Raw genomic sequence first — 26,514 nt, 5'->3', positions numbered from 1 at the left:
TCAATTAAAACAATGGGGTAGATTAACATTGGCACCTTTTGTAGGTTGTAATGTAACCATAATGTAATCGAGATGTTGTTCTGGTTTGTGTTTACGTTTTATATTGGTACTGAAACGTAGTTTCAATCACTATTTAGACGATAACATAACATATCCCAGGGGAACCCATGTCTAATAATCTAATAAAAAGAACAGCCGTTGCTTTAGCTGTGACTAGTGCACTATGTGCCAGCGCGCAAGCGAATGATTTTTCAAAATATAATCTAGCAGGTAAAGAATTAATTAAACCGAGTGCGGTAAGTAAAAAAGAACAAAATACTCGCAGTGAAGTGACTAGTTGGTTAGTTAAATTAAATGTGCCAGCAACTATTAATGCAAAAAGTTTAGGGGCAGATGTTGCCTCTGTTCAAGCACAAGCCAAATTAGCACAAGCCAGTGTAGAGCAAGCTATTCAGAGTATGGACTTACCCGTTCAAGTTGTAGCTAAGACATCAACACTTGTAAGCTCGGTTGTACTGAATGGTAACAAACAAGATATCGCAAAATTACTTTCAAACTCGCAAGTTGAAGGTATTTATCCCGTCTATGATTACAAATTACATGTAGCTGATAGTGCTGACTATATTGAAGCGACTCCACTTGTAGCGAATGGCTTAGCGACGGGTCAAGGTGTACGTGTTGCTGTACTAGATACAGGTATTGATTATACGCACACTGCATTTGGTGGTGAAGGCACTGAAGCTGCCTATGAAGCAGCCATTGCAGATCCTACAACTGTTGATTGGCCGCAAGGAAAAGTGCTTGGTGGTTTCGATTACATTAATAATGATGCGGATCCAATAGATGTAACGACAAACCATGGTACGCATGTATCTCACTCTGTGAATGGCATTGCACCAAATGTTGATTTATTTGTTTATTCAGTGTGTGCTGCTAACTGTCCAGGATTGGCGCAATTACTTGCGTTAGAGAATGCGATGGACCCTGATGGTGATGGTGATATTTCTGATCGTGTAGATGTCATTAATATGTCTTTAGGTGGTGACTATGGTGACATTGCTAACGACGCGGTTGGACTTTTCATTAATGAGGCTGTAAAGCTAGGCACTAACGTGGTTATTTCAGCGGGTAATGATGGTGCATACCCATTTATTGTTGGTGGTCCGAGTACAACAGAGAATGCGTTGTCTGTTGGAGCAATGACTCACCCTACAGAAGAGCAGTCAGTTGCTAGCGGTACAGTTAACGATGAAGAAACTATTGTTCAACCAGCTAGCTTCGGTCCACAAACTGCATTTAGTTACACAAATGACAACATTGAATTAGTTTACCCAGAAGCAAATCAAACAGCGTGTGAAGCATTTGCTGATGACGTTGATTTTACTGGCAAAGGTGTGATTATTGACCGTGGTGCGTGTGCATTCACAGTTAAAGTATTAGCAGCTCAAGCAAAAGGTGCAGAGTTCGTTGTCATTGCAAATAATACAGATGATGGCACGCCAGCACCTATGGGCGGTGCCGATGCAGCAGTCACAATTCCTTCTGTAGGTGTAACATTTACAGCAGGTGCTGCGCTTAAAGCGGGTGGAACATTTAACTTAACTGTTGAGCGTTTAGTATTGTCTGGTGCAATTGCAGACTTTACATCACGTGGTCCATCAATGGGCGGTTTATTAAAACCAGAAATTACCGCGCCGGGCGTGAACATTATGACGGCTCACCCAGGTCTTGGTGATGGTTTAACAGGCGCTACAGGTACTTCGTTCTCTGGTCCTATCACGGCTGGTGCAGTGAGTTTACTGAAAGAAGCATTACCAGAGCGCAATGCACTTGAAATTAAAGCAACGTTAATGAATACCGCTAACTTAAACGTAACAATGGAGCCATTAGCACTTAACCCAGATGCTGAACTTGCGCCAATTAGTTACATCGGTGCGGGTTTAGTTGATGTTAATAAAGCTGCAAACTTACCTGTTGCTGCTTGGGCAGCAGATACCAAACAAGCGGCTCTTTCGTTTGGTTTAGTGAATGCATCAGAAACAGTTAAATTAACAAAAACGGTACAAGTTAAGAACTTCTCGAATGAAGTCAAAGTGTATTCGCTTTCTTTAGAACAGCGTTATCAAAACGATATTGACCGTGGTTCATTCTCATTCGATTACCCAGAGACAATCACTGTTCCTGCAGGTCAAACGCTATCATTTGATGTGACAGCAACGATTGACCCTACTACGTTACCAGAGTGGACATTGACTGATGATAACATTGGCTCGCAAGCAGTCACTGCTGATTTAACAAACTTAGAGCTTGATGGTGCGTTAGTCTTCTCTGATGGTAGTGAAAGAGCATTCCACCTTGTGTATCACGTATTGCCAAAAGCAAACGCTGCAATGAGCTTTACTCCTGTGATGACAGAAGATGGCCTTGCTCATACGTTAACTAATACTGGTGCAGTGGCACTTGAACCAGTATTTGCACCAACAGTAATGACTGATGAAATAGATGAAGACCAACGCTTTGATTTAGTGGGCGCGTCAATTGAGACGTTTGCTGTGCCAACAGAAGTCTGTGCAAGCGGTTTTGTTACTTTAACTACGGTAGTGATGAATGAAGGTATCACTCACTCTTATGTGGGTGGCTTTATGGCTGACTTCGATATAGACCAAGATGGTACATACGATGTAACAGTTCAAAATGGTAAACTTGAGTGGTTCTATGATGTTGAGCCTGGTACTGCAATTACCTTTACACATGGTTATGGAAGCAGCTCTGGCGCGCTGAATAATATCTATCAAATCATTGGTAATAATCACTTAACAATGCAAAGCTGCTTGGGTGATTTTGGTTTAACTGCTGAAGATATTGGTAAAGTCTCAGCAAATGTTCGCTTCCGTACAGAGGAAGAAACATGGACACCAATCGCTACAGGTGCAGGCGATGTTGCAATGGGAACATATACGTTTACTGATGCTTCTAATGATGTATATGCTGTACTTGTGAATGAAGCTGGTGAAGCAGTAAGCTCAGTTGAGCCTGGTGCATCAGCAACGCTATTAAACGCAGGTGCAGACTTCATGATCCTGTCTGATTCAGGTTCTAAAGCATTTGTAGCAACACCTCGTGATGACGCAAATTCAGCCCCAGTTCTTTCTGATGCAATGTTTAGCGTTGATGAAAATACATCGACAGGTACTGTTATTGGCACACTTGAAGCAACATACAGTGCAGATCTTGCAAACCCTATCTCTGAGTTTATTGTACTCAGTTCCAATTCAACAGCTGTTTCAGTAACTTCTGAAGGTGATGTTGTTGTAATGGATGAAGCAATGCTTGATTTCGACGCAGGACTTGTGTCTATAGAGATAGAAGTTGTGGTAACTGACTCTGCTGGCAATATTTCTGAACCGGCTATGGTTACAGTAATGGTTAATAACTTAGCAGATGAAGCCGCTGAAATGATGCCAGTTGTGGAAGCGGGTCAAATGTTTACTGTTCAAGAAAATGCAGTGTCAGGAACAGTGATTGGTACTGTTTTGGCATCTGATCCAGACGCTGAAACTACGCCAATTGTTTCTTACTCAGTAGAAGGTCATGATGGTATTGCTATTGATGAAATGGGCAGCCTGACTGTTGTAGGTGAAATTGATTTTGATACAACACCAGTTATCGAATTAATGGTTACTGCGATAGACAGTGCTGAAAATATGTCTGAGGCTGTTCTAGTTACTATTGAAGTTACAGAAGACCCAGCAGAATCTAAGCCTGTTATAGCTTCAGGACAACGCTTCTCTGTTGATGAGAATGTTGCTTTAGGTACAGTGATTGGCACGTTAGAGTTCTCTGATCCTGATTCAGATGAAACGCCAGTTGTTGAATTTATCGTATCGGGTAGCAACTTAGTTACTGTTAATACTAATGGTGTTATTAGTGTTGCGAGCGAGCTTGATTATGAATTCCAAAGTGAATTTACATTCTCTGTAATTGCTGTTGATTCTGCCGGCAATATGTCAGACGCAGTAAACGTTGAAGTTGAAGTGAATGACATTCGTAGTAATGACGATGATGATAAAGATGATTCAGGTTCATTAGCATGGTTAACTTTACTAGCTGCACCGTTTGCATTTATGCGCCGTCGCAAGCAAAAGTAATGACTTGATTTGTAATTAATAAAGGGAGCTTCGGCTCCCTTTTTACATTGCTTCACAAAGCATGCTTATATCTTGCTCTGTTTTTACTTATATTGGAGGATGAATAATAAAAAATACAACAGGAATCTCATGAACGTTGGTTACTCTCTCTGCTTTGCAGCACTCTCATTTGCCGTTTTAACGGCGTGTAATAAAGTCCCTGATACCGCACATAATATTGAGCAATCACGTATTACAGAAAATGCAGGTATAGCGGCACCTATTGCAAAAAAAATTCGCCATGAAATGAGTATTCATGGTAATACGCGTGTCGATAACTATTACTGGATGCGTGATGATGCGCGTAAAAATGAGGCGGTAATTGCCCACCTCACTGCTGAAAATACTTACGTAGATCGCACGATGGCGCATACAAAAGCGCTGCAAGATACACTTTTTAATGAGCTTAAAAGTCGTATAGAGAAAGACGATAACTCTGTGGCTACCAAAAAGGGAGACTATTATTACTCATCGCAGACGCGAGGTGATGATGAGTATCCAATTTATGTGCGAAGCAAATCCAGTGATGGTAACAACCAACAAGTCATATTGGATGTTAATGAGCTTGCTAAAGAGCATGACTACTTTGCTGTAACAGGCTTAGAGGTAAGCCCTAATGGGCATTTATTGGCATACGGTGAAGATACTTTAAGTCGGCGTATTTATACCATTAGAGTGAAAGACTTGGTCAGTGGTGAGCGACTGGCAGATACGATAGAAGGGAGTGAGGGAGATGTTGTTTGGGCAAATGGCAACCGCACTTTTTACTACATTAAAAAAGATCCACAAACGTTATTAGGTTATCAGGTTTATCGCCATACATTAGGCACCCCACAAGCTGATGATGAACTGGTTTACGAAGAAAAAGATACTCGCTATTACACCAGCATAGGTAAGAGTAAAGACCATCAAAAGATCTATATTTATCATGAAAGTACTAGTGCTTCTGGTGTCTCTGTTATTGATGCAAATGACACAGGTGCTTTGCCGAAGCGGTTCATCGAGCGTGAACCAGAACTTGAATATAGTATTAAAAAGCACGGGGATTGGTACTACATAGTCACCAATCTACATGCCGTTAATTTTCAATTAATGAAGGTACATCAATCACAAGCGCATGATAAAGGCCATTGGCAAACGGTGATTGCGGGTAGGGATAACGTTAAACTTGAAGATATCGAGTTATTTAAGAATCATTTGGTATACAAGGAACGTGAAATGGGGCAAACCCGTTTAACTATTCGTGACTTACGAAACCAAAATGAACAAGTGATTGTTTTTAATGATCCAACTTATATGGTTGATAGCTATGGAAATTTTGAGCTGGATAATCCTCGTTTACGTGTTTACTACTCAAGTATGACAACCCCAGATACCCATTACGATATCGACCTTATAAGCGGCGAAAAAACAGTGCTTAAGCAGCGCAACGTTTTGGGTGACTTTACGCCAAGTAACTATGCATCTGAGCGTATCTATGTAACAACCCGTGATGGTGTTGATGTACCGGTCAGCCTTGTTTATCGTAAAGATAAGTTTAAAAAAGATGGCAGTAATCCTCTTTTACAATACGGATATGGTTCGTATGGTGCGACGATGGATCCGCGTTTTTCGAGCTCGCGTTTGAGCTTACTCGACCGCGGTTTTGTGTTTGCGATTGCACATATTCGTGGCTCTCAAATGCTAGGTCGCCCTTGGTATGAAGATGGCAAATTACTTCATAAGAAAAATACGTTTAATGACTTTATTGATGTAACTAAATCTTTAGTTGCACAAAAGTATGGTGACAAAGAGCGCATATTTGCCATGGGAGGCAGTGCCGGAGGGTTATTAATGGGGGCGGTCGTTAATCAAGCGCCAGAGCTTTATAGCGGGGTGATTGCTGCAGTGCCATTTGTTGATGTAGTCACCACGATGTTAGACACAAGTTTACCACTAACAACCAATGAATATGACGAGTGGGGTAATCCGAATGAAAAAGTATTTTACGATTATATGCTGTCATATTCACCGTATGATCAAGTAAAAAAACAAGCCTATCCTCATATGTTGGTCACTACAGGGTTACATGATTCGCAGGTACAATATTTCGAACCTGCAAAGTGGGTTGCTAAACTGCGCGAATACAAAACAGATAACAATTTAGTACTCTTTAAAACAGATATGGAAGCCGGGCATGGAGGGGCGTCGGGACGCTTTAAAAGCTTACAAGACACCGCCTTGTACTATGCCTTTATGCTTGATTTAGCGGGTTATCAACAATAAGCAAAAAGGCATCAATGCGCTTTTATTGATGCCTATTTTGATAAGTTAAAGCGAAACTGGCTGCCTTTCCCTAAGGTACTCTTTACTTCGATATTACTGTTCATTAGGGTTAGTAAGTGCTTGCATATTGCTAACCCTAGCCCTGATGTTCCTCGTTTTATACTGTTTCGTGCTTGATAATGTGGCTCAAAGATCGCGTGTAACTCGTCTTCGTGTATGCCGATACCCGTGTCTGATACTGTGACGTAAAGTTGCTCACTTTGCTGTGACACGCTAATTGAGATAGTGCCCTTTTCCGGAGTATGGCGAATAGCATTTTCGATCAGGTTGGTTAATATGCGTTCTAGTTTGGCAATATCCGTGGTCACGGTGAAATCGCAGATTTCAGGGATAACCTGGAGAGTTATGCCGGCTTTTTGTGCAGTTAATGCTAGCTTGGCCAGGCAATCATAAATAAGCTCTCCTAGATTAAAGGTTTCTGTGTTTATTTTTACTTGGCCACTTTCTAAGTGCGCTAGTTCGAAAATTTGTTCTATTAACAGTTTTAACTGCTGGCAGTTATCCATAGCAAGGCTTAAGTAGTGCTGTTTTTCGTGTTCATTCAAATGACTTTTGGGTTTTTTTATTACTTCAATAAATCCGTGCAATGAAGCAAGCGGTGTTCTTAAATCATGCGAAAGGTGAGTGAGTAACTCGCGGCGCTGTTTATCTGCCTGTTGTAACGATTTTAATTGCTCATCAATGCGAGACAACATGCCATGAACTCCTTTGCTTAAGTTACCTATTTCATTGTTACCCGAATAGCGTGGGCTTTGTGTCATTTTTGTTAAGCTGTAATTTGCCGCTCTAATTTGGCAAATCTCGTTATTTAGCTGCGTGAGGGGTAAGGTAAAAAATCGAAAGAGAATAAGCATGATAATAAGTAACGTAATGACTGCAACTACAAACCCTATTGCACCAATCTTAAGAATGTCATTACTTTTAATATTATTAAGTAAAGTATCAAAGGTTTGACCACCAATAATCACGTACAAATAACCTTGCAATTGTTGTTGGTTATAAACCGGCGCGGCAGAGAATATTTTTTGGGTATTACTGCGAGGATCATCACCGTAAATCGGTGTTGTACTCGTTTTATTAATGAGTTCTTTGATAGGGATGAGATTTATTTTTTGTTTAATTACTTGCCCAGGTTTAGCCGAATAGGTCAGTAACTTACCGGTTGAATCAACAAAGTAGAATTCAAAAGCCGGGCCGAGGATCATCAAGGTATGAAATAAGTTCTCCAAAGCTTTATAGTCATAGACACCTTGTTTAATTAATGGATTGTCATTCACTAGGTGCTCAGCTAACTGTAAATGCAGGTTTTGTTGTGCATGATCTTGGGCGCTTTGCTCCAGCTGTTTACTCCAGTTGAATACCAGTGCACACAACAGGCTAAAAATAAATATGAACGACCATGCGAGCTTTTGATATAAGGTCATCGAGTGCATTAATTGGCACTCAACTGACGAGGGTTTAGTTTATAGCCAACACCCCAGACGGTTTCTATAAATGGTGTTTGATGGTATTGCTCAAATTTACTCCGCAGACGGTTGATATGTGAGTTCACTGTATGCTCATAACCACTGTGTTGATAACCCCACACTTGGTCGAGTAATTGTTGTCGGCTAAATACGTGGTTCGGGTGCTTGGCAAAATACACCAGTAAATCAAACTCGGTGGCGGTTAAGTTAATTGCTTGGTTAGCTAAAAATGCTTGGTGGCTGGCAAATTCTATGTGCAGTTTGCCTAGTTGTATTATGGGTTGTTTCTCAGTTTGCTCGTTACTTGATTGTGCCATAAGAAGCTGTGCGCGATGGCGTAGTTGGGTTTTTATACGTGCCTGTAACTCTCTGGCGAAAAAAGGTTTGCAAATATAATCATCTGCTCCCATTTCTAACCCTATTACTCTATCCATATCGCTGCTAAGTGCGGTCAGTAAAATGACAGCGATTGTTGGATAATGCTCCTTAATTTTTCGACATAAACTTAACCCATCCATCTGCGGCAAGTTTATATCTAGTAATACGAGCCCATAGGGATGACAGGCAAGCTTTTTAATCGCTGATTCAGCACTACATGTCTCGTCTATGTGTAAGTTTAAGCTCTGTAACTGGGTTGTTATTAGGTGTCGTATAGTTCGGTCATCTTCAACAATTAATACTTTTTCTGGGCGCATAGTCATATCCAAATCGCTAAGGCACCTCCCTATGCCCTTAGCGTAAGTGGGTGCTATTATTATTGCGTCCGCGTTATGATTATCTGAGCAACAGGGTTATCAAATTTATGTTGGCTCGTCAGTACTGAGTCTGTTAAACCATCATCTTGACTTACAACACCTGGGTGCATGGCTACACTGTTTATATCGTCTCGGTTTTCGTTGTATCCTTCACCTGAGTCAGCAGGACCAGGGATCGTACCACTTGCTTCTGAGTTGGCCTCAGTGCCAGCATCATAAGCAAGACTATTGCGAGAAAGCGATTCATTAACAGCTAACGAAGACACGTCTATAGCATTAAGACCGGTAAAAGCGTCATTTGTATTCACTAACATTGTCGCTAAGCTAATTTTTAATGATTCAAGCTGCTCCGAGGTGAATGTAAGAGTGAGTTGTTCTCCTGGAGGAAGAGGGTTTTCTGCACTCTGAGCGTGTGTTGCAAAATCAACGGTTAATAGTTGGCTGTTATCACCGCCCTCGGCCATTCTTTCTAATGCCTCTGAAGCAGAGTTTCCTATTTGCCATAGCATACCCTCTGTGTGAGCGATAAGGGCAACAGGAGAAAAAGGTTGTGCGGCGGTTAAATTGGTTATTGTCACAGTAAATTCGTAGCTTGTCGGAGTGACAACCACGGGAGGTTTTACTTCCACATCATTGTTATCTGAATCACTGCATGCTGCGAGGCTTACACCCAGCGCGAGTATAATTAAGCTTTTTGAAAAGCGCATAACGGCCTCCTACTTCACGGTTACAGTTAACATCGCAACAGGGTTAAGCCATCTATGTACTGTATTATTAAGATCACTCATACCTGCTTCGAGGTCGTCATCACCTAAGATACCAGGATGAATGTGTACCATGGTATTGTTTTCGCTGCTTGTTACACCACTTCCTCCGCTACCAGCATTACCGCCAGGCGCAGCGGGAATACCCAAAACACCTAATGCACCAGAACCTTCAACAACACGTTCATCATTTGCTTCTGTACCCGCATCATAAGCGTTTAAATACACGGTGTAAGTCCCTGCTTGCGATGGAATCATCCAGCTGTCTAAGCCGACAAAACCATCATTGGTGGGGAGTAACATCGCAGTTAGCGATAAGTAATTGTTGCCATCGCTGGTGGTTAATGTCGTCATAGTGGAGCTGGTAGGTGCTAATAAGCCTTCTGCAGGATTCACAACCATGTCACTACTTGCAGCAGTCGCTTCATTAATTAAAGGCTCTAAATTTCCGCCTTCAGCCATTGTTTGTAATGCCGTTGAGGCAGGCATTGCTACGTTAAATAACTTATGTTCACTGTTGTGGGCTGCAATGAGCACTGGGGTAAAATGTAACCCTTGGGTGAGGTTGGTCAGTTTAATGTCCAGTTCAGCCGCTTGGCCTAAAAAACTAGTCAAAGCGCTGGCTGCTAACATTGATAAAGGTAAAGCTTTCATTGTTCTTTCCTGTTTTTGATGATTTAAAAACAGTATCAAAGCGCAATATCAAGAAAGCCTCACGAAGTTATCACTTTTTTATCACAGCAAATTAAGTAGCCGTTCAAGGGCGTATACATCTTCGCCATTTTCTTCTTGAATCAGTCGGTTATCTTCATCGAGTAGCAATAGGCGAGGAATCCCTTTGTTTGCATAGGCATTATAAATTGTGCGATTTTCATCACTGATAAGCGGATAGTTAAGATGGTAGTCACGTTTAAACTGTGCCAACGACGTGGAATTTTCTTCACGGCCAATCGCAATAATTTGCAGTTCAGAATTATTGACCCATGGACTTGCTTGTAATTGCTCAATAGTACGCTGAGAATCAGCGCACCAGGTGGCAAATAAAATAATTAGTTTTTTCTTATTCTTAAGTTGTACGATATAGTTTTCAATATCAGTAAATTGGCTATGTTTAAATGATTCGCCTGGTTTAATAAACGTGACGTAATCGTTTTGAGGTAACGCTGGTGTCGTAGCTTGCTTTGCTCCGTTTGAAGAACAAGCGGTTGCTAGAAAACTACAGAGTATCAGTGTTATGCGTGTTTTTTTCATTTGCATCGTGAGCGTTTAATTTTTAATCTGCCCTCATAATATAGGCAAATGAAAAACGAAAACAATACAACAAGGAGATAAAATGGAAGATAATCAAAAAGTTGAATTAGTGGAATGTAATAAAGAGCAACGCACTTGGGCGATGTTATGCCACTTAAGCTCGTTTGCAGGGCTATTGATCCCCTTTGGTTCCGTGATTGGTCCGCTTATAGTGTGGCTTGCTAAAAAGGATGAAATGCCATTAGTCGCCGAGCATGGCCGTAAATCACTTAATTTTCAATTAACCATGATGATCGCCTATATCGTGAGTTTTTTACTTATCTTTGTAGTGATTGGCGTGATTTTACTGCCTGTGATTGCGGTGTTTGCTTTTATCATGGTGGTGGTCAGTGCTATTAAGGCCAATGATGGTAAAGACGTTAACTACCCGTTGAGTATTGAATTTATAAAATAATGGGATTGCAATATACTGTTAAAGCTCAGTAACCGTGCTGAGCTTGTCTTTTTTGGTGTGCAATGGCCTATTTATCACTTTTTTTTACTGCTTTTATTTCAGCCACCTTATTACCGAGTTCCTCAGAATTAGTCATGACAGCGATGGTAGCCAAAGGCAACTACGTTTTATGGATACTGTGGCTTAGTGCCACCTTAGGCAATGTGTTAGGGAGCTGTGTAAACTATTGGTTAGGAACACAAGTTTTGCGTTTTAAAAGCCGTAAATGGTTTCCGGTGTCTGAAAAATCAATTAAAAAAGCAGAAACGCAATTTAACAAGTACGGCATATACAGTTTGTTGTTTGCATGGCTGCCTGTTGTGGGCGACCCTCTGACAGTGGTTGGGGGAATATTTAGAGTTAAATTTTCTGTGTTTTTGATATTAGTTGCCCTTGGCAAAGGCGCACGTTATTTAGCCGTGCTTGCCTTTGCGGTTGGGCTAGAAGGGTTGCTTTAGTCTTTTTGCCAGTCAAGTGTGAGTGACACAGAGTCAGCAAAACGAAGAGCATGAGGTTTATCAACGCGCACTTTAGCGTAATGAACGCTCTGGTGCTCATGGCAAATTGCCAGTATCTCTGCAACGAGTTTTTCTAAGAGTAAAAAATGCCCTTGCTCCACAAGGCTGATCACCTCTTTAGTGATGGTTTTATAGTTGAGCGCTTTATCAACGGCATCTGTTTCACATGCTTGGTCAGCTGGGTAGTGAATTTCTAAGTTGATCACCACATCCTGCTTTTTTTCCCGCTCGTCTGGGTTAAAACCAATAAAGGTTCTCAGTCTTAAATTCGTTACATTAATAATTGCATTGGCCATAATTACCCTCTAACTAGTTGTAAAAACTCGTTACGGGTTTTTGGATCAGCCCTAAAGTTGCCAAGCATCACTGAGGTGCGCATGCTTGAGTTTTGTTTTTCAACGCCTCGCATCATCATGCACATGTGTTTCGCTTCAACAATCACCCCCACGCCTTTTGCTCCAGTGACTTCTTCAACTGCTTTCGCTATTTGATGAGTAAGTTGCTCTTGGATTTGAAAGCGACGCGCAAACATATCAACAATACGTGCAAACTTTGATAAACCAAGTACTTTACCATTTGGAATATAAGCAATGTGGCAACGACCAACAAAGGGTAGCAAGTGATGCTCACACATTGAGTAAAGTTCAATATCTTGAATTAATACCATGTCATCAGCATCTGAGGTAAACACCGCGTTGTTGGTAATTTCATCTAACGTTTGACGATAGCCTTTTGTTAAATATTCCATCGCCTTTGCGGCACGCTTAGGTGTATCTAGTAAGCCTTCGCGTTGAGGGTCTTCGCCTACAGCGCTAATAATGCCTTGGTAACTCTTTTTTAAATCATCGTGCATAGGTTTCTCAATAATTCGTTATTTTAAATGTCTGCCACCATCAACGGGCATCGAACGGCCTGTGATGTAATGACTGTTAAGTAGTAGCTCTACACTGTTAATAATTTCGGCGCAGCCGGGCTCAATACCCATCAACGATTTTTTCAATGTTTTGGCTTTGTATTCGTCGCTATCGTGTTCATTAAAAATGATGAGTGAAGGGGCGATAGCATTGACCTTGATTGCTGGGGCAAATTTTGCAGCAAATGACTTTGTTAGGTTATCAAGCGCGGCTTTACTCGCAGAATAAGCAAGGTGTTTAGGACTGCCTTTTTCAACTACGTAATCAGTAAGATGAATAATATCGGCAGGGTGTCCTGTGTTTTTTTGATAATTAAGTAATAAGTCTGCCGAAGCGAGATTTATTAAATAGGGGGCTTTCGCGTGAATGCGCATCATGTTGTCGAACAGGGCAGCATAATCGTGATTATTTGCTTCGCAGTCCCAGCTTGAAGCGTTGTGAATAATTGCTTTAAGCTGGTTTGTGTGACTTTTTAATTGTTCAATAAAGTGCGCAATTGCTTCGTCGTTATTAAAATCTGCATGAATGCAGGTTGCCCCTTTTCCAGCAAGTGTATCAATCGCTTCATGACGTGTGCGATAAGTGACAATGATTGCTTGCCCTTGTGCTAAAAAGTGCTCTGCTAAGGCAAGTCCTATACGCTGACCTGCACCAGTAATTAAAATGGGCGATGACATAAATTAATATAAATCCTTAGACTTTTTAATGCGATAAGGTATGCATTAAGAGTACGTTACTGTAACAACTATAAACCAAATTACAGAACTATTTCATCTTTACTGCAATCATGTAAGCAAAACTTTTACGTATCTAATCTCTATATAGATCATTTGCTGAACTTCAAGAGTCAGGCATAATAATCGCACTCGAGATTCTTCTAGCTGCTTATGTTTGCTTTTTTAAGGTCATGGCATTGGTTACGGTTTATGCCATGGCTGTTCATTATCAGTGTGTACTGTTCCTTATTATTTTCTCAAGGAGCCACCGGGCTAATGGGTCACTTTATGGCGCAATTGAGTATTGCCGCCACGATGGCTCTCGGATCCTTTGTTGCCGGAGGTACGGCATTAGGGGGTGGGGCGGTGGCGTTTCCTGTGATGACCAAAGTATTAGCAATAGAGCCTGCAACAGCTAAAGTTTTCTCTCTAGCGATTCAAAGTTTTGGTATGACAGCCGCGGCTTTAACAATTATTTTTGGTCGTATTGCCTATTACAAGTACGTGGTGTTGATTGCTGCGCCTTTGGCAATTGTGGGCGCTATTTTTAGCTTACTGTTTATTGCAGATTACGTGCCTCGCTTAGTCGTGAAAGGTGTATTTAGTTCACTACTGTTGTGTTTTGCGCTCACATTAGCGTGGCGTATTTACCGACGAGCCCAGCATATTTGCAGTCAAACTGATATTACCGTGAATAAAGCGCGAGTGGCGCTGGTGGCTGTTATTGGTGGCATTGCATCGGGGTTAGTTGGTTCAGGGGCTGATATTGCCATATTTGCACTCCTCGTCATTGCATACAATGCGAATATTCAACGTGCGACAGCAACCACGGTGATTATAATGGCGTTGACTTCGGTGGTGGCCAGTTGTGTAAACTATTTCTTTCTTAACGAAGTTACTGCGCAGATTGAAGCGTATTTATTAGCCGCGATCCCTGTGGTTGTGCTTGGTGCGCCATTGGGGGCGTATGTGTGTGCGCGGGTCAAAAGCGGGCAATTAATAGGCTTTTTATTGCTGTTAATTGCCCTTGAAGTGTCATTTACGGTTTATGAGCTGTTAAATGCAGTTTAAAGCGCGTCGTAAACAGTGGGGATAGCTTGGCGTTTGTGCTGTGTACGCAGGTAAATCGCCGTTAGTTTTTGCTCTACTTCACTGCTCACATCTTTCCCTTCTAAAAAGTCATCAATTTGCTCATACGTTAAGCCGAGTGCCTCTTCGTCGGTTAAACCTGGGCGGTCACATTCTAGGTCGGCTGTTGGTGCTTTGTGCACGAGCAGTGCTGGGGCACCTAAGTGCTCAGCAAGCGCTCTAACTTGACGTTTCGACAGACCAAACAATGGCGCAAGGTCGCATGCACCATCACCAAATTTAGTGTAAAACCCTGTGATATTTTCAGCACTGTGATCTGTGCCTACAACGAGGCCTTGGCAAAAACCAGCAATTTCGTATTGCGCGACCATACGTTGGCGAGCTTTAACGTTACCTTTAATGAAATCGATTTTTGCTTGTTCAGGCAATTCACCCCCAGCGCCGATGACAGCCGCCATAGCTTGCTCATGCATGCCATCCACAGCGGCTTTAATATTAACGGTCATGCGCTTGCTGGGTTGAATAAAGTCAACGGCCATTTGCGCTTCGTCTTCATCGGCTTGAATACCGTACGGTAAGCGCACAGCAATAAATTGATACTCGTTGGTGTTATGCTCTTGGTTCAATTCATTCACGGCTAATTGACATAAACGGCCACAGGTTGAAGAGTCCACACCGCCACTAATACCTAATACTAGCGAGCGCGAGTGCGCAGCAAGCAGTCGGCTTTTAAGAAAGTTGACGCGTCGAGTGATCTCCGCTTTTACGTCAATCGTGGGTTGGACTTTCATTTCTGCCAGAATATCGGCACGCATGGTAGAGCTCCTATTTATGTTATTTTTGGCGTTGAATCTAGGGGTATTATGTTACGGGTCTGCTTTTTATTAAAGCCCTAAATGTGCTTTTATAGTGTCTATATGTCGCTTAAGTTCGTCGATCTCAGCCCGTAATTGCTCAACTTCATCGACACGATCGTGTTCAGGCTCTGCTGAATGCGTTATTTCATGTACACTTTGTGGATCAACAAATAGATGTTGATAACGGCTTTCGCGTTTACCGGGCTCACGCGCTAAGCGAGTAACATACTCTTGCTCAATTAGAGAGTTTAAAGCGCTTTCGACCTCATTGACGCTTGCAAACTCAGCAAGGCGATTACTGCGCGTTCTTAATTCGCCCGGCGTCTGTGCGCCGCGCAGTAATAACAAGCAAATAATGGCGCGTTGCTGTTCGGTAAATTGCAAGCTGCCGAATTCAGTATTACAAAAACGGTGCGCGTACTTATTCACGCGACCCGACAGCCCCTCATCAACAGTGACAAGGCGTAATGCAATTAACTCATCAAGCGTGTCTTGCACATCGGCTTCAGTAAGAGAGAGCACAGGCTCCCGATTTGACTTTTGATTACAGGCATTGGTTAATGAATTTAAAGACAGTGGATAATGCTCGGGTGTTGTACTTTGTTTTTCGAGTAAACAGCCAATAACGCGTTGTTGATTAGGAGATAATTGCATTGTATTACTCTCTTTCTTGGTGGGTGTCTAACCACACGGATAGTTTTTTATTAAGTGAATCAAAGTTTAGCGGCTTGGTTAAATAATCATTCATACCGGCGTTTAAACAGCGCTCTTTATCGCCTTGCATCGCATTAGCTGTAAGCGCAACAATACTAACTTCGCGATGTGCTGTGCCTGCATCGCCGTTACGAATTGCCCGTGTCGCTTGGTAACCGTCCATTTCAGGCATTTGACAATCCATTAAAATTAATTCGTAGGGCATATGTTCTCGGTTTGCTATTTTTGCAATTGCCTCAAGACCATTTTCGGCAATGTCAAAGCTAATACCGGCTTGTTTTAGCAGCGCGCCTGCAACCATCTGATTTACTTTATTATCTTCAACTAACAGTATTTGCGATGCCGAATTTACAGTGTACGTTGCTACTTTTTTTACTAAGGTTTCTTTATTGATTTGTTGCTGCTCGATATATTTATCGTTAGCAAGAGAGTTAAACAAATCAGAGGGCGTTAATGGCTTAAAGATAATACTCTCAACTTTCAGTGTTTGTCTTGTTTGTTTTTCTGTCAGACTCATCGGGGCCATTAAAATGCGTTTACAGCGGGTTGCATTAAAATGTGTTTTAAAGGCCTGTTTTTCGGCTGCATTTGCTTGCATATACAGTTGATAATCAACAAAAATGGCGTCGCAACGTTGACCATTTTGTTGTTTGGCGCGATTTAATAAACTGGCCATGTCGTTTATTTCTTCGACTTCTGCGCCCCATAATTGCAGCTGCTTTTTGGCAATATTACTGCTTAGAGTACAGCTGTCGGCAATTAATATCTGTTTTTTATCAATGATATGGCTAGGCTCGAGGGACTGTTTTTTATAATCTAATTTAACCTTAATGGAAAAGTTAAAGGTGCTGCCTTCGCCATAAGAACTAACCACATTGACATCACCCTGCATCAACTTACACAGCTGCTTTACAATAGCAAGACCCAAGCCCGTGCCACCGTATCGGCGCGTGGTTGAAGCATCGGCTTGGGTAAATGAATCAAATAATGTGGCTTGTTTTTCAGGTTTAATACCAACCCCAGAATCAACGACAGAGCAATCTAAATACATCGCATCGTCAATCGGTTTGACCGTCGCAATGACGATTATTTCGCCATCTTTTGTAAATTTAATGGCATTTCCGAGTAGGTTATTAATAATTTGTCGAATACGATTAGGATCGCTAACAATAAATTCATGGGTAATTTGGGTGGCATCAAGCACAAGCTTGGTGTTATTTTGCTCTGCTTTAATCGCAAATGACTCAACGGTGTCACCCAGTAGTTTTGATACATTAAAGCTAATATTTTCAATATCTAATTTGCCTGCTTCAATTTTCGAGAAATCTAAAATATCGTTGATAATATGCAATAACGACTCAGCAGATGATTGTGCTAATTGAATATGATGATTTTGTTGGCTATCTAACTTGGTTTGCTTGATGATATTAAGCATCCCAATTACGCCATTCATGGGCGTGCGTATCTCATGACTCATACTGGCTAAAAACTCACTTTTAGCTTTAACAGCCTGTTCTGCGGCTTCTTTCGCTTGCACCAGTTGTTGCTCAGTTTCTATACGACGTTGGCTTGCATGCAGACTACCAATCAGAGCAGCCACGGCAATTAAAAAGCTTTCTTCGTTTTTACTCCATTGCTGGCGACTATGGCATTTTTCAGCACATACCACCCCCATGGTTTTACTGCCAGTGGGAATAATCACCGTAAGCAGAGAGCGAATATCAAACTTATCAAGGTAATCCGTGTATAAGTCTTTAGTAAAGGGGTGTTGTTGAGCATCGCTGGCGTTAATGACGGCATTATTGTTAATGGCATCAAAATAGTTTTGCACCTCAATCTGCTGCAAACTGATGGGGTCACTAAATTGTGGGTTGCTCTGATCATGAATAGCAAAAGTGTTGAGTGACTGCCTATCGTCGCTAAACAACCAAATGCTTGCACGGTCGACATTGAGCGCATGGCAAATTGCTTGCACAATTACATGCTTAGACAAGTTTAAGTTGCCAGTCAGGACTGCATCATTCACGGTTAAAGATGCTAAAATTTCGTTGTGTAGTGCTATTTTCTGGTTTTCAAGTTCGATTAGTTTGCGCGCATCTATATCTTGAATTGAGCCAAATAGCTTGATGCATCGACCATTCTTATGCTCAGCCTCACAGTGAACTAAAACCCAAACCGCATCACCTTTTGCATTAATAATTTGAATTTGTGTTTCAAAGCTCTTGCCATGTTTAAGCGCCTGCTCGTAAAGGTGGCGAATTTTGTCGCGGCTAAAGCCCGCTTTAAAACCGTTAAAATTGGTAGGCCATTCAGGTTGTTTATTTATCGGATAGTTAAATATTTGCTTGGTCATATCTGACCAATACATGCTTTTGGTTTCAAGATTAAAAGACCACGCGCCGATTTTGGCAAGGCTGCTCATGGTTTCAAGCATTCGTTCGCTTTTGTATTGTCGTTCTAGCATTTTTAAGAAAAATAGCGATGCGCTAGCAAATAACGCACAAACCAAAATTATGGCTATCCTAAGTGGCCATATTGTTGAACTAGGAGGGCTCCAACCTGCTTTAGGCGCCGCATACATGCGCCATTCGCCACCCGGAAATGTAATACTGAAACTGAGTGGCGTGTTTTCTAAAATATGCTTTTGACCATAAAAGAATTCACCGTGTTGGCCTTTGCCGTTTCGCCCTTGTAGTGCTATGTCGTAATGATTACCTAATGAGACCAAGCCAGAGTTGGTATAGATCTTATTAATATCAAGCACCACCGAGAGTAAGCCCCAAAATTTATGGTCAGGTGGCATAAAAACAGGCATTCGGGCGACTAATGCGTGGCCACCTTGCACCAATTCTAATGGGCCCGCCATGACAATGGTATTCTCGTCACGTGCTTTAATGGCATCATCGCGCTGTGCTGCATTCTCTAAAAAGTTAAGGCCAATCGACTTTTCGTTACCTTCTAGCGGGTAGCCCATACGAATAACCATATCGGGCGCGCCACCAATATTTCTAAGCTCTGAAGAGGTCTCAAATAGAGGGGCTGCAATTTGTGCAAAGCGTGTTTGATCAAGGTTGGGCTCGGCAGCAACCGCGACAGCAAGGCCACGAACAAGCTGGATATTTGAAATGAGGATTGATTCAAGTTCAGCACGGTAGGCGCTTAATTTAGCCAGTTCTTGAGAGCGAAAGGCGTCTTTTCCGCGGTTGTAATTAATGTGATCTAATACAAAACCAATGAATACAATTAGCGCGAGCGAAAACCAGAAAGCGAGCCTGAGTTTTCTTAGCTTTTTATTGTCGTTTTCAGTCGCTAGCGGCATAAGTCTTATTGCGTATTATACTATCTTCCTACTATAGACAATTTCTGTCGTAATTAACAATGGACAATTGAGCTGTCCACGTTAAATTTAATTATTTGTATCGTAACACTATTTTTTCACAAAGCACGGGTTACTATACCCATGTATTTGTTACTTTCGCGCAAGGAATTTGGGCATGTTTAAGATAATCAAATGGTTACTAATAAGCTTACTTATAGTGGGGCTACTCGCTACGGGGATCACTTATGGTGTGTTGAATTTAAGTTTACCTGCTTTAGATGGTCGGGGAACCAGCTCGGCAATTACCCACTCAGTAAAAATTGAGCGCGATAAGCTGGGGCAAGCCGTAATTCATGCTCAAAACCGTTTAGATGCCGCTTATGCACTTGGCTTTGCGCATGGGCAAGATCGCTTTTTTCAAATGGATTTATTGCGTCGAAACGCAGCAGGGGAACTGAGTGAGCTATTTGGAAAAGCAGCTCTAGGCCTTGATAAAAAAATGCGTTTTCATCAATTGCGACAACGCAGCCAAATTATGCTCGCACAATTACCGGATAAAGATCAGGCTTTATTAAAAGCCTATACAGCGGGAGTCAATGAAGGGCATGCACAAGTTGGTTTCGACAGTTTTGAGTATATTTTAACGGGCGCAGAGGCCAAGCCTTGGCAAAGTGAAGACAGTTTACTGATTATTTTTAGTATGTACTTAGATTTGCAAACGGCAACCTTTGAGCGTGATAAAACACTGATTGAAATTGAACAACGGTACGGTAATGCAATGGTTGAATTTATAACTCAACCGAGTCCTTATCAAGCCGCGCTAGATAACAGTAAATTAGCCCCATATTCAGGCAAGATTCCCGCATTAAATGAGCCGCTGTGGGCGATGACTCACATTGATGAAAACCAAGAAGTAGGCAGTAATAACTGGGCAGTAACAGGCGATTTAACCGCCACAGGGTCGGCCATGTTATCGGATGATATGCATTTGTCGTTTGCTGTGCCAATCATTTGGTATCGCGCGCAATTGAATTACCCATTAAAGGGAGAAATGCAGCAAATTACAGGGGTGTCATTACCGGGAGCGCCTGCTATTGTTGTGGGCACTAATAATAAAATCGCTTGGGGGTTTACCAATGGGTACCTCGACACTGCTGACTGGATTGCACTGGATGGAAAAGAAAAAACATGGCAAATCGACGAACCCATACTCTTAAATGATGGCAGCACTGAGCATTATGCATTAACGATGAGTGAATATGGCCCTGTGACAGAGATTAACGGTAAGCCATACGCCTTAAGCTGGGTTGCCCATCATGATTATGCTGTAAACATGGCGCTTTTAAAGCTTGAGCAAGCGCGCAATGTCGATGACGCTTTAGCGCTTGCAGAGTATGTTGGTATTCCGGTGCAAAACCTCATGGTGGTTGATGATAAGGGCAGTGCGGCATGGAAAAATATGGGGGCTATTCCAGCACGTAAAGTGCCTCATCAGCTTGCGGTATCGGAGCAAGATTACTCACCCAAATGGCATGATAATGAAACTGATCGCCCCTTTGTTAAAAACCCTGAGAGTGGTCGCCTTTGGACGGGTAATTCACGTGTTGTTTCTGCAGCAGACCATGCGCGGTTTGGTAATGGAGCGTATGCGATGGGGGCTCGTTCAGCGCAAATTCGCGATCGCTTATTTGAAAAACAACAGTTTAACGAACAAGACTTTTATGACTTACAACACGATAACGAAGCGCGCTTTTTAAAAGATTGGCATAATTTACTTGTTAATCAATTAACTGCTGCCGGTGATAAATATACTGTTTACTTAACAGCGCTTAACAACTGGCAAGCCTGTGCTTGTAGCGATTCAATAGGCTATACCTTAGTGAAACGTTATCGAGACGAAGTTATTAATAGCCTATTTAGTCCTCTTGAAAACACACTTAAGTTAGACGGCGGTAGCTTGAAATATGTAAAGCGTGATTTAGAGCCTGCGCTTTGGCAACTGATTGAGGAAAAACCGGCACACTGGTTAAATCCAAAGTACAGCGATTGGCAGCAGCAAATGTTGGCCGCATTCGATCACACCGTCGCTAAATTAACGAAGCAGTATGGCAATAATTTACATAGTTGGGAGTGGGGAAAAGTGAATCAATTGGTGATTGAACACCCATTCGCTAAGCAGATCCCAGTGCTTAAAAAGCTGTTGAATATGCCAACGGCTCCGGGGTTTGGCGATACTTTTATGCCCGCAGTACAAGGTCGAAGTTTTGGCGCATCACAACGCTTTATCGTACAGCCAGGTTATCTAGAAAATGCGATTATGGCGATTCCTGGAGGTCAGTCAGGTCATCCTTTATCGGAGTTTTACCGTGCAGGGTTTAATGATTATGTGTCTAGCGAGTTGACGCCACTGTTGCCGCAAAATATCGTACACAGTATTACGATTAACGCGGTTAACTAACGGCGTCAATGTTATTAAATACGCTACTTTGTCCGGTCGCGATGGTGGTTTTATTTCGCCCTGAGTGCTTGCTTTTATACAATGCGGCATCTGCTTGTTGCAGCATGCACTCAAGCGGCGCTAACGGTTGCCATTCAATAAGGCCAAAACTCATCGTGACGGTTAATTCAGGAAAGTCTTGATGCGGTTCAATGGCTGCAATTTGCTGGCGTAATGCTTCGACTTTGGCAAAGGCTTGTTGTTGATTGGTGTGCCCTAGTAGTAACAAAAATTCTTCTCCTCCCCAGCGTACCGCAATATCATTTTCAGTTAAAAAAGCACGAATAGCGGCAGAAATATTCAACAATATGGTGTCGCCTTTATCATGGCCGTAGCTGTCATTTATATTTTTAAAGTGATCAATATCAGCCATAACCAAGCAGAGGGTATCAGCGTTCTCAATGCTTTTTTTATGGGCTGCTAGGATGAGTTTTTTTGCAAAACGACGGTTATACAATTTTGTAAGTGGGTCACGAGAGGCCATTTCTGTCAGCTCTATTCGCTGTGATATCGTTATTTCTCTAATCAAGCCAATGCCATATACCATGGGTAATCCAGCTATAATGATGTTGATCACATTGATATGAGGAATGAGTTCAGGGTAGGAAAAGGTATAGGTTACTTCGGCAAAAAAGACGTATAACAAAGCAAAGGTGATGATCATTAAAAAGCTATAAATAGCAGCGCGTTTTAACGGCAATTGATAGTCGATCATTAAAATACAAGAAATTGTCCATAAATAAAATTGAAACCCTGCGCTGAGTCCCAGTGTTGCACATACCACCACTGCATGAATGAGCACTTCGAGGCAAAATACTCTCAGCGCTAATGAGGTTAATCCTTGGTTTATAAGAAAGATGCCACCGCCCCAAGCACAAACACTTAATACGTTTACTATGGCAAGCGTATTGGCTCCAATGTGGGCAAAGGCTGGTATTAATAAGGCATGAACTGCTAACGCAAAATAAGCAATTCTAGAAATGATGAGAAACTTTACATGTTCAATTTCTTCTAATCCAGACTGCGTAGGTTGTTTAAGTAGATGTTTTATCAAACCAACCTCATAGATACAGACAGGGAGAATGTAAGTATAGATGATAATTTCAGCAGTGATCAGCTATTCTAGGTTATTCACATAGATAACAGTAAAAAAGTTCACAATTTGGGCGCAGGATTAAACACGTGTTCACCTGATATTTGCTAAGCTTAGGGTTTAGCATAACAAGCAAAAGATGCAGACTAGAATCAATTAGTTGAGAGAATAGTATGCACATTGCCGCTTGGTTTGTCCTCTCGTGCCTAAAAGGAGTATGTATGCCGGCAGAAAAAACGCATTTAGCGATCTGTAATTTAACGAAAGAGCAGTATCCACAAATAAAAACTTTAATGGATCAAGCCTATCCTGGGTTGGGGGGCGCGTGGCCAAGCCATACGATTTTCAGACTGATTGATCAATTTCCTGAAGGTCAAATAGGGATTGTGGATGATGGCGTTTTAGTAGGGATAGCACTGAGTGTGCAAGTTGATTATGCGCGTTTTTCTAACCCCCATACTTATGAAGATATTGTTGATGGTCATGACCGTGTCTTTAGTGATCCAGAAGGCGATGCGTTATACGGATTAGATGTGGTTATTTCATCGACCCACCGAGGTATGCGACTCGGTCGTCGTTTATATGACGCACGCAAAGAGCTTTGTCGTCAGTATAACTTACGCGCTATTTTAGCGGGCGGGCGTATTCCACGTTATTACAATCACAGCAGTGATATGTCGCCAATGGAATACATTGAGAAAGTTGATCACAAAGAATTATATGATCCGATTCTCAGTTTCCAGCTTTCGAATGATTTTCAGGTAAAGCGACTGCTAAAAAAATACCTACCTGAAGACCAAGAGTCAGTGGGCTACGCTACGTTGTTAGAGTGGAATAACATTATGTTTGAACCCACTGATACTGTGCTTGAATCAACTAAATCTATAGTGCGTGTAGGGGCTGTACAATGGCAAATGCGCTGTGTTGACTCGGTAGAAGAACTGCTAAAACAAGTTGAATATTTTGTGGATACAGTGTCTGACTATAAAAGCGACTTTATTTTATTTCCAGAGTTCTTTAATGCGCCAATAATGGGCTTAACTGAGCAAAGCAATCAAACAGAAGCGATCCGTTACTTAGCTGAGTACACCGAAACTTTTCGCGATGCGATGTCACGTATGGCAGTTGAATACAATGCCAATATTATTACCGGTTCAATGCCACTGGCAGAGGGCGATAAGATTTATAATGTCAGCTACTTGTGTCATCGAAGCGGTAAAATTGATGAGCAGCGTAAAATACATATTACGCCTCATGAACAAAACGACTGGGTTATTCAAGGCGGCGATAAAATTGCGGTATTCGAAACCGACGCGGGGCGTGTGGGGATCCAAATTTGTTATGACGTTGAATTTCCAGAGTTGTCGCGTATTTTAGCAAAACAAGGCCTAGATATTTTATTTGTGCCTTTTTGGACAGACACTAAAAACAGTTATTTACGTGTGCGCCATTGTGCACAAGCGCGTGCTATTGAAAATGAGTGCTACGTGGTTATTGCTGGCTCTGTTGGTAATTTACCTGAAGTTGAAAGCCTTGATGTACAGTATTCACAATCGGCAGTATTAACGCCGTCAGATTTTTCATTTCCACACGATGCGACATTAAACGAAGCAACCCCAAATACCGAAATGCTGTTATTCAGTGATTTAGACATGGATAAGTTGAAGATTCTTCACAGTGAAGGAACCGTGCGTAACTTAAAAGACCGTCGTGAAGACTTGTACGATGTGATACTGAAAAAGAGAGACGACTAATGGCGTGGCTATACTTAATTGTGGCGGGGTTATTAGAAATAGGCTGGCCTGTTGGGCTTAAAATGTCGCAAGATCAAGAAAGCCGCTGGTTAGGTATTTCGATTGCCGTGGCGTTTATGGTCGCCAGCGGATTCATGTTATGGCTTGCACAAAAACAAATACCCATGGGGACATCTTATGCAGTATGGACAGGCATTGGTGCTGCAGGTACTTTTTTAGTGGGTATTTTGTTTTACGGCGATGCAGCCACATTTGGTCGCATCGCGGGTGTATTACTGATTATAAGTGGTGTGATCACGCTTAAAATCAGTCATTAAAAAAGCGGCTATTGCCGCTCTTTTAAGGAAGCATAACGAGTATAGCCGCGAGCGCAATTAACACGAGCCCTGCCGTGTCTTGGCGTTTTAGCGGCTGTTTAAGCCACAGTATTGATACCATTATGGTAAAGAACACCTCAATTTGCCCTAGCGTTTTCACATACGCAACATGCTGTAAACTCATGGCACTAAACCACCCTATAGACCCCAAACAACTACACACACTGACGGCAGTTGTCGTGCCTTTGTGTTGCCACATTTTTGTAAAGGTGTCGCGTTCTTTTAGCGCGATATAAAAACATAACATAACAGTTTGCAGACTAATAATAAGTACTAAAACCCATGCTGCAGAATGCGGAAAACTCAGTCCTGAGTTAAGACTTGCTTCGCGGATCCAAGATGATGAAAGCGCAAATGAAGTACCACAAGCCAATCCCAATAACGCGGTACCTAAGTTGAAGTGTTTGACATTGGCAATCCCACTGAGCAGTAAGACGGCAATGGCACCAATAAATACACCAAACCAACCTAATAAAGACAGCGCAGAACCAAAGAACATCACCCCTAAAATGGCGGCCATTAAAGCCTCACTTTTAGCAAGCCCTGCTCCAACAGCAAAGTTGTTCATTTTAAACAGTTTAACCATTAATCCGGTTGCGACAATTTGTACAACACTTGCACCAACAATATAACCAATAAAAGCAGGGTTGAAGTCGGGGAGTGCGGTTGCTTGATAACGATAAAGGCTCAATAAATACAGCGCTGCAATAGGACTTGCAACAATAAAACGTGCCAAAGTGACCCCAGCTACACTGACATGTGCGCTGAGTTTACTTTGTAATGCATTTCGCCACGACTGCATAAAGGCGGCAAAAATGGTTAAGAAAATCCAAGTCATATTGAAAATAAATTAATGGGGAGAGGCTGTTAGAGTAACAAAGCCGTGTTATAAGAGCATTAGCTTATCGATTAACTTGAGAAAAAATCAGCTGTGTTAGACGGTGTCGTTAAAGGTAGCGGCTTTTTTCTGTTTACGTTAGGGTAGGTGTATACAACAGAATAGGGAAGCGTTATGACAACATTAATACTGTGTGCACTCATTGCTGTATTATTACCTTATTTAGCGAAAGCGCCCGTCGCATTTGCACAAAATAAGCTTGCGGGATACGACAATAAACACCCAAGAGAGCAGCAGAGCAAACTAACAGGATTTGGCGCTCGCGCGTTGGCTGCACACCAAAACAGTTTTGAATCTTTGATTGTTTTTGGTGTTGCTTTAGCGGTCGTTATGAGTACTAACAATGTGTATCACGTTACCGAAACATTGGCTATTATGCATGTTGTTTCCCGTGTTATGTACTGCATTTTTTACTATATAAACCAAGATATTCTGCGTTCATTGGTTTGGCTCGTTGGTTATGTTTGTGCCGTGGCGATGCTTGCAGTCTGTTTATAAAAACCACAAAGCAAGCGGCTTAAAAAAGG

22 protein-coding genes are annotated in these 26,514 nt (G+C 41.9%); 9 read left to right on the top strand and 13 right to left on the bottom strand.

Features of this window, described 5'->3' with window-relative positions; translation table 11 throughout:
* The first annotated feature begins 167 nt into the window (after positions 1-167).
* A complete protein-coding gene (locus tag ACSSVW_RS18100; RefSeq protein ID WP_454179868.1) occupies positions 168-4,148 on the top strand; it encodes a S8 family serine peptidase in 3,981 nt (1,326 codons plus the stop codon).
* Positions 4,149-4,277: 129 nt separating this feature from the next.
* The gene (locus ACSSVW_RS18095) at positions 4,278-6,452 is read left to right on the top strand and encodes a S9 family peptidase (RefSeq protein ID WP_454179866.1); all 2,175 of its coding nucleotides are present in this window, start codon (positions 4,278-4,280) and stop codon (positions 6,450-6,452) included.
* A gap of 32 nt (positions 6,453-6,484) precedes the next feature.
* Here ACSSVW_RS18095 and ACSSVW_RS18090 read toward each other — a convergent pair whose 3' ends face one another.
* The 5 genes from ACSSVW_RS18090 to ACSSVW_RS18070 all read right to left on the bottom strand — a co-directional run bounded on the left by ACSSVW_RS18090 (position 6,485) and on the right by ACSSVW_RS18070 (position 10,748).
* Complete coding sequence (locus ACSSVW_RS18090; RefSeq protein WP_454179864.1) at positions 6,485-7,936, bottom strand: ATP-binding protein; 1,452 nt, start codon at positions 7,934-7,936, stop codon at positions 6,485-6,487.
* A gap of 8 nt (positions 7,937-7,944) precedes the next feature.
* The gene (locus ACSSVW_RS18085; protein ID WP_421419146.1) at positions 7,945-8,673 is read right to left on the bottom strand and encodes a response regulator transcription factor; all 729 of its coding nucleotides are present in this window, start codon (positions 8,671-8,673) and stop codon (positions 7,945-7,947) included.
* 59 nt (positions 8,674-8,732) lie between these two features.
* Positions 8,733-9,440, bottom strand: coding sequence for a spondin domain-containing protein (locus ACSSVW_RS18080; RefSeq protein WP_421419147.1), 708 nt, complete (start codon positions 9,438-9,440; stop codon positions 8,733-8,735).
* A gap of 9 nt (positions 9,441-9,449) precedes the next feature.
* A complete protein-coding gene (locus ACSSVW_RS18075; protein WP_421419148.1) occupies positions 9,450-10,151 on the bottom strand; it encodes a spondin domain-containing protein in 702 nt (233 codons plus the stop codon).
* Positions 10,152-10,232: 81 nt separating this feature from the next.
* Positions 10,233-10,748 (bottom strand): TlpA family protein disulfide reductase, encoded by a 516-nt coding sequence (locus ACSSVW_RS18070; RefSeq protein WP_421419149.1) that lies wholly within the window; start codon positions 10,746-10,748, stop codon positions 10,233-10,235.
* An 82-nt stretch (positions 10,749-10,830) separates the two neighbouring features.
* Here ACSSVW_RS18070 and ACSSVW_RS18065 point away from each other — a divergent pair, with 82 nt between their 5' ends.
* Both ACSSVW_RS18065 and ACSSVW_RS18060 read left to right on the top strand, forming a co-directional pair.
* Entirely contained in the window at positions 10,831-11,202 is a 372-nt protein-coding gene (locus ACSSVW_RS18065) for a DUF4870 domain-containing protein (protein ID WP_036974384.1), read from the top strand.
* A 62-nt stretch (positions 11,203-11,264) separates the two neighbouring features.
* Positions 11,265-11,699, top strand: a complete 435-nt coding sequence (locus tag ACSSVW_RS18060) for a YqaA family protein (protein ID WP_421419150.1) — start codon at positions 11,265-11,267, stop codon at positions 11,697-11,699.
* On the opposite strand, the gene folX is transcribed toward ACSSVW_RS18060, so the two are convergent.
* Genes folX through folM form a run of 3 tightly spaced genes read right to left on the bottom strand, consistent with a single transcriptional unit; the run spans position 11,696 to position 13,350 of the window.
* The gene (folX, locus tag ACSSVW_RS18055) at positions 11,696-12,055 is read right to left on the bottom strand and encodes a dihydroneopterin triphosphate 2'-epimerase (protein ID WP_036974387.1); all 360 of its coding nucleotides are present in this window, start codon (positions 12,053-12,055) and stop codon (positions 11,696-11,698) included. The genes ACSSVW_RS18060 and folX overlap by 4 nt on opposite strands.
* Positions 12,056-12,057: 2 nt before the next feature.
* Positions 12,058-12,612: a GTP cyclohydrolase I FolE gene (gene folE, locus ACSSVW_RS18050; protein ID WP_036974389.1), complete on the bottom strand. Its 555-nt coding sequence runs from the start codon at positions 12,610-12,612 to the stop codon at positions 12,058-12,060.
* 18 nt (positions 12,613-12,630) lie between these two features.
* A complete protein-coding gene (folM, locus tag ACSSVW_RS18045; protein WP_036974391.1) occupies positions 12,631-13,350 on the bottom strand; it encodes a dihydromonapterin reductase in 720 nt (239 codons plus the stop codon).
* Positions 13,351-13,665: 315 nt separating this feature from the next.
* Between folM and ACSSVW_RS18040 the strand changes: the two genes are divergently transcribed.
* Complete coding sequence (locus ACSSVW_RS18040; protein ID WP_421419151.1) at positions 13,666-14,460, top strand: TSUP family transporter; 795 nt, start codon at positions 13,666-13,668, stop codon at positions 14,458-14,460.
* Here ACSSVW_RS18040 and nadE read toward each other — a convergent pair.
* The 3 genes from nadE to ACSSVW_RS18025 all read right to left on the bottom strand — a co-directional run bounded on the left by nadE (position 14,457) and on the right by ACSSVW_RS18025 (position 19,368).
* On the bottom strand, positions 14,457-15,293 hold the full coding sequence (gene nadE / locus ACSSVW_RS18035) for an ammonia-dependent NAD(+) synthetase (RefSeq protein WP_036974395.1): 837 nt from the start codon (positions 15,291-15,293) through the stop codon (positions 14,457-14,459). The two genes, ACSSVW_RS18040 and nadE, sit on opposite strands and share 4 nt — an antisense overlap.
* A gap of 69 nt (positions 15,294-15,362) precedes the next feature.
* Positions 15,363-15,989 carry a YceH family protein gene (locus tag ACSSVW_RS18030; RefSeq protein ID WP_065978876.1) on the bottom strand — a complete coding sequence of 209 codons (627 nt, stop codon included), beginning with the start codon at positions 15,987-15,989 and terminating at the stop codon, positions 15,363-15,365.
* A 4-nt stretch (positions 15,990-15,993) separates the two neighbouring features.
* Positions 15,994-19,368, bottom strand: a complete 3,375-nt coding sequence (locus ACSSVW_RS18025; protein ID WP_454179863.1) for a response regulator — start codon at positions 19,366-19,368, stop codon at positions 15,994-15,996.
* 175 nt (positions 19,369-19,543) lie between these two features.
* Between ACSSVW_RS18025 and ACSSVW_RS18020 the strand changes: the two genes are divergently transcribed.
* Positions 19,544-21,826, top strand: a complete 2,283-nt coding sequence (locus ACSSVW_RS18020; protein WP_454179861.1) for a penicillin acylase family protein — start codon at positions 19,544-19,546, stop codon at positions 21,824-21,826.
* Here the strand turns inward: ACSSVW_RS18020 and ACSSVW_RS18015 are convergent.
* Entirely contained in the window at positions 21,819-22,919 is a 1,101-nt protein-coding gene (locus ACSSVW_RS18015; RefSeq protein ID WP_454179860.1) for a GGDEF domain-containing protein, read from the bottom strand. The genes ACSSVW_RS18020 and ACSSVW_RS18015 overlap by 8 nt on opposite strands.
* A 260-nt stretch (positions 22,920-23,179) precedes the next feature.
* On the opposite strand from ACSSVW_RS18015, the gene ACSSVW_RS18010 reads away from it, so the two are divergent.
* Positions 23,180-24,712, top strand: coding sequence for a carbon-nitrogen hydrolase family protein (locus tag ACSSVW_RS18010; protein ID WP_036974402.1), 1,533 nt, complete (start codon positions 23,180-23,182; stop codon positions 24,710-24,712).
* Entirely contained in the window at positions 24,712-25,029 is a 318-nt protein-coding gene (locus ACSSVW_RS18005; RefSeq protein WP_036974404.1) for a DMT family transporter, read from the top strand. Before ACSSVW_RS18010 ends, ACSSVW_RS18005 begins: the two co-directional genes overlap by 1 nt.
* 22 nt (positions 25,030-25,051) lie before the next feature.
* Here ACSSVW_RS18005 and ACSSVW_RS18000 read toward each other — a convergent pair whose 3' ends face one another.
* A complete protein-coding gene (locus ACSSVW_RS18000) occupies positions 25,052-25,927 on the bottom strand; it encodes a multidrug transporter (RefSeq protein WP_454179858.1) in 876 nt (291 codons plus the stop codon).
* A 174-nt stretch (positions 25,928-26,101) separates the two neighbouring features.
* Here ACSSVW_RS18000 and ACSSVW_RS17995 point away from each other — a divergent pair, with 174 nt between their 5' ends.
* Positions 26,102-26,485: an MAPEG family protein gene (locus ACSSVW_RS17995; RefSeq protein ID WP_454179857.1), complete on the top strand. Its 384-nt coding sequence runs from the start codon at positions 26,102-26,104 to the stop codon at positions 26,483-26,485.
* The last annotated feature ends 29 nt before the right edge of the window (positions 26,486-26,514 follow it).

The sequence above is a fragment of the Pseudoalteromonas sp. MBR-15 genome (assembly GCF_053628915.1).
Note: the sequence above shows the minus strand (reverse complement) of the source record. Positions and strands in the feature narration are given on the sequence as shown.

Excerpts from the sequence above, each read along its gene's own strand:
- ACSSVW_RS18100 (WP_454179868.1), top strand. The coding sequence starts at position 168 with ATGTCTAATAATCTAATAAAAAGAACAGCCGTTGCTTTAGCTGTGACT.
- ACSSVW_RS18095 (WP_454179866.1), top strand. The coding sequence starts at position 4,278 with ATGAACGTTGGTTACTCTCTCTGCTTTGCAGCACTCTCATTTGCCGTT.
- ACSSVW_RS18090 (WP_454179864.1), bottom strand. The coding sequence starts at position 7,936 with ATGACCTTATATCAAAAGCTCGCATGGTCGTTCATATTTATTTTTAGC.
- ACSSVW_RS18085 (WP_421419146.1), bottom strand. The coding sequence starts at position 8,673 with ATGCGCCCAGAAAAAGTATTAATTGTTGAAGATGACCGAACTATACGA.
- ACSSVW_RS18080 (WP_421419147.1), bottom strand. The coding sequence starts at position 9,440 with ATGCGCTTTTCAAAAAGCTTAATTATACTCGCGCTGGGTGTAAGCCTC.
- ACSSVW_RS18075 (WP_421419148.1), bottom strand. The coding sequence starts at position 10,151 with ATGAAAGCTTTACCTTTATCAATGTTAGCAGCCAGCGCTTTGACTAGT.
- ACSSVW_RS18070 (WP_421419149.1), bottom strand. The coding sequence starts at position 10,748 with ATGAAAAAAACACGCATAACACTGATACTCTGTAGTTTTCTAGCAACC.
- ACSSVW_RS18065 (WP_036974384.1), top strand. The coding sequence starts at position 10,831 with ATGGAAGATAATCAAAAAGTTGAATTAGTGGAATGTAATAAAGAGCAA.
- ACSSVW_RS18060 (WP_421419150.1), top strand. The coding sequence starts at position 11,265 with ATGGCCTATTTATCACTTTTTTTTACTGCTTTTATTTCAGCCACCTTA.
- folX (WP_036974387.1), bottom strand. The coding sequence starts at position 12,055 with ATGGCCAATGCAATTATTAATGTAACGAATTTAAGACTGAGAACCTTT.
- folE (WP_036974389.1), bottom strand. The coding sequence starts at position 12,612 with ATGCACGATGATTTAAAAAAGAGTTACCAAGGCATTATTAGCGCTGTA.
- folM (WP_036974391.1), bottom strand. The coding sequence starts at position 13,350 with ATGTCATCGCCCATTTTAATTACTGGTGCAGGTCAGCGTATAGGACTT.
- ACSSVW_RS18040 (WP_421419151.1), top strand. The coding sequence starts at position 13,666 with ATGGGTCACTTTATGGCGCAATTGAGTATTGCCGCCACGATGGCTCTC.
- nadE (WP_036974395.1), bottom strand. The coding sequence starts at position 15,293 with ATGCGTGCCGATATTCTGGCAGAAATGAAAGTCCAACCCACGATTGAC.
- ACSSVW_RS18030 (WP_065978876.1), bottom strand. The coding sequence starts at position 15,989 with ATGCAATTATCTCCTAATCAACAACGCGTTATTGGCTGTTTACTCGAA.
- ACSSVW_RS18025 (WP_454179863.1), bottom strand. The coding sequence starts at position 19,368 with ATGCCGCTAGCGACTGAAAACGACAATAAAAAGCTAAGAAAACTCAGG.
- ACSSVW_RS18020 (WP_454179861.1), top strand. The coding sequence starts at position 19,544 with ATGTTTAAGATAATCAAATGGTTACTAATAAGCTTACTTATAGTGGGG.
- ACSSVW_RS18010 (WP_036974402.1), top strand. The coding sequence starts at position 23,180 with ATGCCGGCAGAAAAAACGCATTTAGCGATCTGTAATTTAACGAAAGAG.
- ACSSVW_RS18005 (WP_036974404.1), top strand. The coding sequence starts at position 24,712 with ATGGCGTGGCTATACTTAATTGTGGCGGGGTTATTAGAAATAGGCTGG.
- ACSSVW_RS18000 (WP_454179858.1), bottom strand. The coding sequence starts at position 25,927 with ATGACTTGGATTTTCTTAACCATTTTTGCCGCCTTTATGCAGTCGTGG.
- ACSSVW_RS17995 (WP_454179857.1), top strand. The coding sequence starts at position 26,102 with ATGACAACATTAATACTGTGTGCACTCATTGCTGTATTATTACCTTAT.